Here is a 430-nt window from a genome sequence, read left to right as displayed (position 1 = left end):
TAGTTCGGATGCGTGCCGCTAACACCACTGCCGGTGAACACACCGTTGGCTTCGCCAGTGACCAGCAGATCAAGATCAACAACCGCATCGTCGGTACAAAGCGGGCCGAAGGTCGTCCAGCTCGCGTCTACTGCTTCATTCGTTTCGGTGATGATCAGCGTTTGGCAGACTTCTACTACACAGTCACTTGCAGCGTAAAGGTTACATGCCGCATGAGCGATCGTTTCTTCCAGACAGATTGTCGTCGTGCCGCTTCCGATTACTGTTACAACGCCCGTCATGGGGTCGATCGTCGCGGCGGCGGGGTTACTACTGCTCCAGGCACGGGCTACACTGTTCGTGTAAACAGGTGAGTTCACAATCGGCGTCAAGGTCGTTGCCGTAACACCATCCCAACACAGTTGATCTGTCAGGTCAAAGCTTGGTTCGG

At 54.9% G+C, this 430-nt stretch carries 1 pseudogene; it reads right to left on the bottom strand.

Annotated elements, in window-relative coordinates:
* Nucleotides 1–430: pseudogene (locus ACRBG0_RS14880) on the bottom strand (hypothetical protein); the annotation flags it as partial.

This window comes from Lewinella sp. (assembly GCF_050633125.1).
GTDB lineage: Bacteria > Bacteroidota > Bacteroidia > Chitinophagales > Saprospiraceae > Lewinella.
This window is presented reverse-complemented; position numbering and strand designations above follow the sequence as displayed.